A 6,447-nucleotide genomic window follows, 5' to 3' on the forward strand; every position below is an offset into this window, starting at 1 on the left:
CGCGGCTGCTCGGTGCTGCTGAACTCGGTCTCCGAAGCCCCCGGCGAGGCAGACGAGCGCTATTTCAACTCGGCGCTCCTGATCTCGCCCGGCCGGCAGCCGGCACGCTACGACAAACGCCACCTCGTGCCGTTCGGCGAATACGTGCCGCTCGCCAGCGTCTTCTCGTTCATCTCGAGCCTGGCGAGGAACGCCGGAGATTTCTCTCCTGCCGACCGTATCCAACTTCTCGATTGGGAGGGGGAGCGTCTCGGCCCGGCCATCTGTTACGAGGTCGTCTTTCCGGACGAGGTCGCCCAACTCACCCGCGCCGGCGCGACCGTCCTGGTGAGCCTGACGAACGACGCCTGGTACGGCGACACCGCGGCGCCCTGGCAGCATCTGCGGGCGGCGCGCTTCCGCGCCGCGGAGAACCGCCGCTGGCTGCTGCGCGCCGCGATCACCGGGGTCTCCGCGGTCGTCGCGCCGGACGGCTCGGTGCGCGGCGAGCTCGGAGTCGGCGAAAGCGGGCTCCTCCGGGCGCGGTTCGAGGGGCGCTCCGATCTGACACCGTTCGCCCGCGCGCCCTGGACGGTGCCGGCGCTCTGCGCCGCGCTCCTGGCTCTGGCATTCGGACGCCGCCCCCGGCGCTAAACCGTTCCCTCGCAGAAGGTTCGCTCCGCTGCCGCGGCGAAGGAGGTTCGACGTCCGGGAGCCCGCTTGATATTCTGCGCCCCGACATGCTCGCCTCCGAACTGCAGCAGCGCCTCGGCCGCCTGAGCGAAGAGCTCGCCACGATCCGGGGGTATCTTTGAAGAAGCCGGCGTCGAAGATCAGCTGAAGGACATCGACCGGCAGATGGAGATGCCGGGATTCTGGGACAAGCCGACCGAGTCGGCCGGTCTCATGCAGAAGCGCCGGCAGATCGAGCGCAAGGTGGCGAACCTGCGCTCGTTGAGGTCCGACGCCGAGGAGATCGCGACCTGGCAGGAGCTCCTGGGCTCCTCCGGCGACGCCGACCCCGACGCGCTGCGCTTCGTCGAACGCCTCGAGCGCGAGGTGGGTGAGCTCGATCTGCAGTTGAAGCTCTCCGGACCCGATGACGACAAGAACGCCTTGATGGCGATCAACGCCGGCGCCGGCGGCACCGAGTCGCAGGACTGGGCCTCGATGCTGCTGCGCATGTACGTGCGCTGGGCGGAGAAGCAGGGCTATGCCCTCGAGCTCATGGACCAGCAGGACGGCGAAGAGGCCGGAATCAAGAGCGCGACGTTCGCGGTGCGCGGCCCGAACGCCTTCGGCTATCTGAACGGCGAGAACGGCGTGCACCGCCTGGTGCGGATCAGCCCTTTTGACTCGCAGGCGCGGCGCCACACATCGTTCGCCTCCGTCTACGTCTATCCGGAAGTCGACGACACGATCGAGATCGAGATCAACGACAAGGACCTGCGCGTCGACACTTTCCGCTCGTCCGGTGCCGGCGGCCAGCACGTCAACAAGACCGACTCGGCGATCCGCATCACGCACCTGCCGACCAACATCGTCGTGCAGTGCCAGAACGAGCGCAGCCAGATCAAGAACCGCGCCCAGGCGATGAAGATGCTGCGCGCCCGGCTCTACGACCTGGAGCTCAAGAAGCGCAAGGCGGAGCAGGACAAGGTCGAAGGCGCCAAGATGGACAACGCCTGGGGCAGCCAGATCCGCAGCTACGTCCTGCAGCCCTACCGCATGGTCAAGGACCACCGCACCGGCGAGACCGTGGGCGATGCCGACGGCGTTCTCGACGGCGCCATCGACCCGTTCCTCGAAGCCTGGCTCAAGGGAAGGATCGCCGCCCCGGGCTCCGACAGCGACGCGGACTCCCTGTAGGAGCGGGGCGCTGCCACCCTGCGACGCGGCAGGGGCTCCGCGGTGCCGGTGCTAGTCTCACCCGGGCCCCGCCATGCACATTCCCGACGGCTACCTCAGCCCCTCGACCTGCGCGGTGCTCTACGCCGCGGCGATGCCGTTCTGGGCGGCGGCGCTGCGCCGTGTGCGGGCACTCCTCGCCACCCGCTTCGTGCCATTGGTGTCGCTCTTCGCGGCATTCTCATTCGTCATCATGATGTTCAACCTGCCGCTGCCCGGTGGAACGACGGGGCACGCGGCGGGCATCGCCATGGCCGCAATCGTCCTTGGCCCCTGGGGGGCGACGATCGCCATCTCGGTGGCGCTCGCCATCCAGGCGCTGCTCTTTGGCGACGGAGGGATCCTGGCGCTCGGCGCCAACTGCTTCAACATCGCGGTCGCCGGCTCGTGGACGGCGGCGGCGGTCTACCGGCTCGTCGCCGGCAGCTCGCCGATCGACGCCCGGCGGCGGGTCCTCGCGGGCGGGCTCGCCGGCTACTGCGCGATCAACGTCGCGGCGCTGCTCACCGCGTTCGAGCTCGGCCTGCAGCCGCTGCTCTTCCACGACGCCACCGGTGCGGCGCTCTACGCTCCGTACCCGCTCGCAGTGGCCCTGCCGGCGATGATGCTCGGGCACCTGACCTTCGCCGGCTTTGCGGAGGGGCTGCTCACCGCGGGCGTCGTGCGCTACCTCCAACAGAGCGAGCGCGGTCTGCTCGGGTCCGGAGCGTTCGGTGGCGGTGTCGCGAGTCCAACCCCGGCGGTCGGCGCGCCCCGGCCGGCGCCGACGTTCTTCGCTGCGCGCGGGCTGTGGGCGTTGCTGGGGCTCCTGCTGGTGCTCTCGCCCCTGGGCCTGCTCGCCGCCGGCAGCGCCTGGGCGGAGTGGAGCCCGGAGGATTTCTCCGATCCGGCGGCGCGGGCGGGAATTGCCGCGGCGAGTGGCGGAGCCCTGCTCCCGGCCGCAGCTCCGAGCGGGCTCGTGCAGCTCTCAGCCCTCTGGACGGCACCGCTGCCGGACTATGCCCCCGCCTTTCTCCGCAGCGCGACGATGGGCTATCTGGTGTCGGCTTTCGTCGGCGTCGGGCTCATCCTGCTCGCGGTCGCCGGCCTGCAAGCCATCGGCGACCGGTTTCGGCGCGGCGGCTCTCCTGCCGCGCTGTCGCAGGAATGACCTCTCAGCATGGGAATGCCCCGGCGAAGGTCCCGGCGGCGGTGGCGTCCACCGGTTTCCGTCTGGCCGGCCGTTCGCCGATCGAGCGCACGCTCGCCGAGTTGCTGCGGGTGGCCGAGCGCTCGCTGCATGCCGAAGAGACCGCCCGTCGCGGCGGGGCTCTCCAGTCGCTCGATGCCCGTGCGAAGTGGCTCGGCTTCGCCGGCTTCGTCGTGGCGGCCGGGCAGGCGCGGACCTTCGCCATTCTCGGCGCGCTCTTCGCCGGAGCGCTGGTGCTCGCGCTGCTGTCTCGGCTGAGGCTGCGGGAGCTCGCGCTGCGTGCCTGGCTGCCAGCGTTGCTCTTCACCGCGCTCGTGGGCGGTCCGGCGCTCGTCATCACGCCGGGTCCGCCGGCGCCGGGCCTCCCGGAAGCGCTGGGCATCACGGCTGCAGGGGCGCGTTCCGTCGGCTTTCTCCTGTTGCGGGTGGAGACCATCACGTCGTTGACCTTGCTCCTCGTGCTGACGACCCCCTGGGCGCGCCTGCTCGCGGCGCTGCGCAGTCTGCGCGCGCCGGCGACCGTGGTGGTGATTCTCGGCATGACCTACCGCTTCCTCTTCCTGCTGCTCGCGAGCGCCCGCGATCTCTTCCTCGCCCGGCGCAGCCGCACCGTGGGGAGGCTCCCGACGCCGGAGGCGCGCAGGCTCTTCGCGCGCACGACGGGCGTTTTGCTGTCGAAGACGATGTCGACGAGCCAGCAGGTCTACCTGGCGATGCTGTCGCGTGGCTTCACCGGCGAGGCGCGGTTGCTCGAGCCGCTGGCGATGCGCGGCCGGGACTGGGTCGCCGTCGCCGCGAGTCTCGGTATCAGCGCGGCCGCGATCTGGTCGGGGAGATGAGCAACCCGGCGAGCAGCACAGTCGGGCCGCTCTTCGAGCTGCGCGAGGTGAGCTTCCGCTACGAGGAGATCGTCGCGATCGATGCCTGCTCGCTCGTTCTCGAACGCGGCACGCGCGTCGCGCTCCTGGGCGCCAACGGCTCGGGCAAGTCGACCCTTCTGCTGCTGCTCGATGCCCTGCAGCCGCCGTCGTCGGGCACGATCCGGTTCGACGGGCGGGAGCTCACTCCCGAAGCACTGCTCGACGAGCGCGCGAACCACGAGTTTCGCCGCCGGGTCGGCTTCGTCTTCCAGAATCCGGAGGTGCAGCTGTTCAACCCGACGGTGCGCGACGAGATCGCCTTCGGCCCGCTGCAGCTCGGCTGGCCGACAGAGCGGATCCGCGACGAGGTCGAGCGCATGGTCGACAGGATGCAGCTGCGCGCGGTGGTCGAGCGGCCGACCTTCCGCCTGTCGATGGGGGAGAAGAAGCGGGTGGCGATCGCTTCGGTGCTGATCCTCGACCCGGAAGTGATCCTCCTCGACGAGCCGACCGCCGGGCTCGATCCGCGCAGTCAAAGCGGCGTCATCGACCTGCTCGAGCAGTGGCAGGGGACGGCGCGCACGGTGATCGTCGCGACGCACGACCTCGGGGTGATCGAAGAGATCGCCGACCGCTGCCTGGTCTTCCAGCAGGGCCGCCTGGTTGCCGACCGCCCGCCGGCGGAGATCGTCCGCGACCTCGATCTCCTCACCAGCACCGGTCTCGTCCACAGCCATCGTCACTCGCACGGCCCGGGTGTCCACCACTCTCACCCGCATCTGCATCGCCACCAGCATGGCGAGTCCTAGCTCGACCTTCGGGGAGGCGGCAGCGCCAGAAGAGTAGACTCTGGGTTGACGCGGCAGGGCGCTTTCGCCCGGGAGCACGACAATGACAGGCCGACTCGCTGCGAGGATCGTCCGCGCGCTTCTTGTCTCAGGACTCTGCGCCGCGGGCGGGGCCCGGGGCGCGGTCATCGCGGTCGACGGCACGACCTGCAATCTGGGCGATGCCATCCTCTCGGCGAACGGCGACACTGCGGTCGGCGGTTGCACCGCGGGCACCGGCGCCGACATGCTGGTGCTGGGTGCCGATGTCGTGCTGACGGCTCCCGTGACGGCGGTCGTCGAGGGCGGTCCCAGCGGTCTGCCGGCGATCTCGAGTGCCATCGCCATCGAGGCCGGCGCCGGATCGGTCATCGAGCGCTCGAACGCCTTGGCCTGCGAAGTCGAGGATTCCGCTTCCTTCCGTCTTCTCGAGGTCGCCGCCGGCGGCGATCTCGCGCTCCTCGGTTTGAAGCTGCGCAACGGCTGTGTCGCCGCCATGGGCACCGGCGAAATGGCCTCGGGTGGCGCCGTGCTCCTGCTCGCTGGAGGGGCGCTGAAGATCGATGACTGTGAGTTCATGGGAAATACGGCGCGCGGCGGACCCGAAGGCGGACCGCAGACCGCCGGAGCTGCGCGCGGCGGCGCCCTAGCGGCGCTCGGCGGGTCTCTCGAGATCGTCGGCTCGACGTTCTCCGGCAACGAGGTCATCGGCTTCGACGCGCGTGGCGGGGCTGTCGCGGTCGAAGCCGGCGACCTCCGAGCGATCACCTGGAGTCGGTTCGAGGGCAATCGCGCCTCTCCAGCGCCCCCCGGGGCGTTCCTCTCGAACCCGAATTCCGGCGGCGCCATCGCCCTGCGCGATGCCAAAGCGGGCTCGCTGGCGCATCTTCTGATTGCGGACAACCTGGCCGGCCGGGAAGCTGCACCGGTCGGCATGGGCGGTTCGGCGTCCGGCGGGGGCATCTCAGTGACGGGAGGACGTGTGCAAGAGCTGAGGGATGCCCTGTTCTCGGCGAATGTCGCCCGCGCCGGTGGGGCATCGAACCTCGCTTTCGCGGACGGTCTCGGCGGCGGACTTTCGAACAGCGGAGTCATCGACACGATCGCCCGCGCGACTTACTCGGCCAATCGGGCTCTCGGCGCCTTTGGCGGCACGGGCCGCGGCGGTGGACTCGACAACACTGGCCGAATCGGACGGATCGTCGCCTCGAGCTTCCTCGGCAATACCGCGGAGGGAGGCCTGGGAGTTCACGCGCTGCAGGGCCCGAGTCTCGGAGGGGGGATCGCGAACCTCGGTTCGATCGCCGAACTCGCGTCGAGCAGCGTCGTCGGCAACACCTGCCCGGATTTTGGGTTCATCTCCCTTTCCGCCGGGGGCGGGATCTACAACGCATTGGACGAAGCTCTGCCGGGCGATGGCCTCCGGCTCGTCGACACCCTGCTTTCCGGCAACATGGCGACGATCGGTCCCGACTGCCGGTCAACGGCGACGCTCACCTCGTTCGGTTTCAATCTGGCGCAGACGCCGGACATCTCCTGCATCTTCTCCGGCCCGGGAGACATCGTCGGCGAAGATCCGCTGACGCTGCCACCTGGCGACAACGGATGCACGATCGGATTCCCTGGCAGCCCCTGCTTGCCGACTGTGGCGCTCTCCTCGGCCAGTCCGGCGGTCGATGCCGGA

General features: G+C 69.9%; 6 protein-coding genes. All 6 read left to right on the forward strand.

What is annotated here, in order from left to right; translation table 11 throughout:
• A partial coding sequence (lnt, locus tag KBI44_16265) for an apolipoprotein N-acyltransferase (GenBank protein MBP9146033.1) occupies positions 1-633 on the forward strand: 633 nt, incomplete at its 5' end.
• An 86-nt stretch (positions 634-719) separates the two neighbouring features.
• A protein-coding gene (gene prfB, locus KBI44_16270; protein MBP9146034.1) for a peptide chain release factor 2 occupies positions 720-1,848 on the forward strand; the annotation gives its coding sequence in 2 pieces (ribosomal slippage) (positions 720-791 and positions 793-1,848; 1,128 coding nt in all).
• Between the two features lie 73 nt (positions 1,849-1,921).
• Positions 1,922-3,037, forward strand: coding sequence for a cobalt transporter CbiM (gene cbiM / locus KBI44_16275; GenBank protein ID MBP9146035.1), 1,116 nt, complete (start codon positions 1,922-1,924; stop codon positions 3,035-3,037).
• Complete coding sequence (cbiQ, locus tag KBI44_16280; protein MBP9146036.1) at positions 3,034-3,915, forward strand: cobalt ECF transporter T component CbiQ; 882 nt, start codon at positions 3,034-3,036, stop codon at positions 3,913-3,915. Before cbiM ends, cbiQ begins: the two co-directional genes overlap by 4 nt.
• Positions 3,912-4,745, forward strand: a complete 834-nt coding sequence (locus tag KBI44_16285; protein ID MBP9146037.1) for an ABC transporter ATP-binding protein — start codon at positions 3,912-3,914, stop codon at positions 4,743-4,745. The genes cbiQ and KBI44_16285 overlap by 4 nt, the downstream gene beginning before the upstream one ends.
• Before the next feature lie 82 nt (positions 4,746-4,827).
• Positions 4,828-6,447 (forward strand): hypothetical protein (locus tag KBI44_16290; GenBank protein ID MBP9146038.1); only part of this gene is annotated, 1,620 nt, incomplete at its 3' end.

It is taken from the genome of Thermoanaerobaculia bacterium, from assembly GCA_018057705.1.
Classification (GTDB): Bacteria; Acidobacteriota; Thermoanaerobaculia; order Multivoradales; family JAGPDF01; genus JAGPDF01.

What these genes read in the sequence shown, in the direction of transcription:
- cbiM (MBP9146035.1), top strand. Translation starts at nt 1,922, where the DNA reads ATGCACATTCCCGACGGCTACCTCAGCCCCTCGACCTGCGCGGTGCTC.
- cbiQ (MBP9146036.1), top strand. Translation starts at nt 3,034, where the DNA reads ATGACCTCTCAGCATGGGAATGCCCCGGCGAAGGTCCCGGCGGCGGTG.
- KBI44_16285 (MBP9146037.1), top strand. Translation starts at nt 3,912, where the DNA reads ATGAGCAACCCGGCGAGCAGCACAGTCGGGCCGCTCTTCGAGCTGCGC.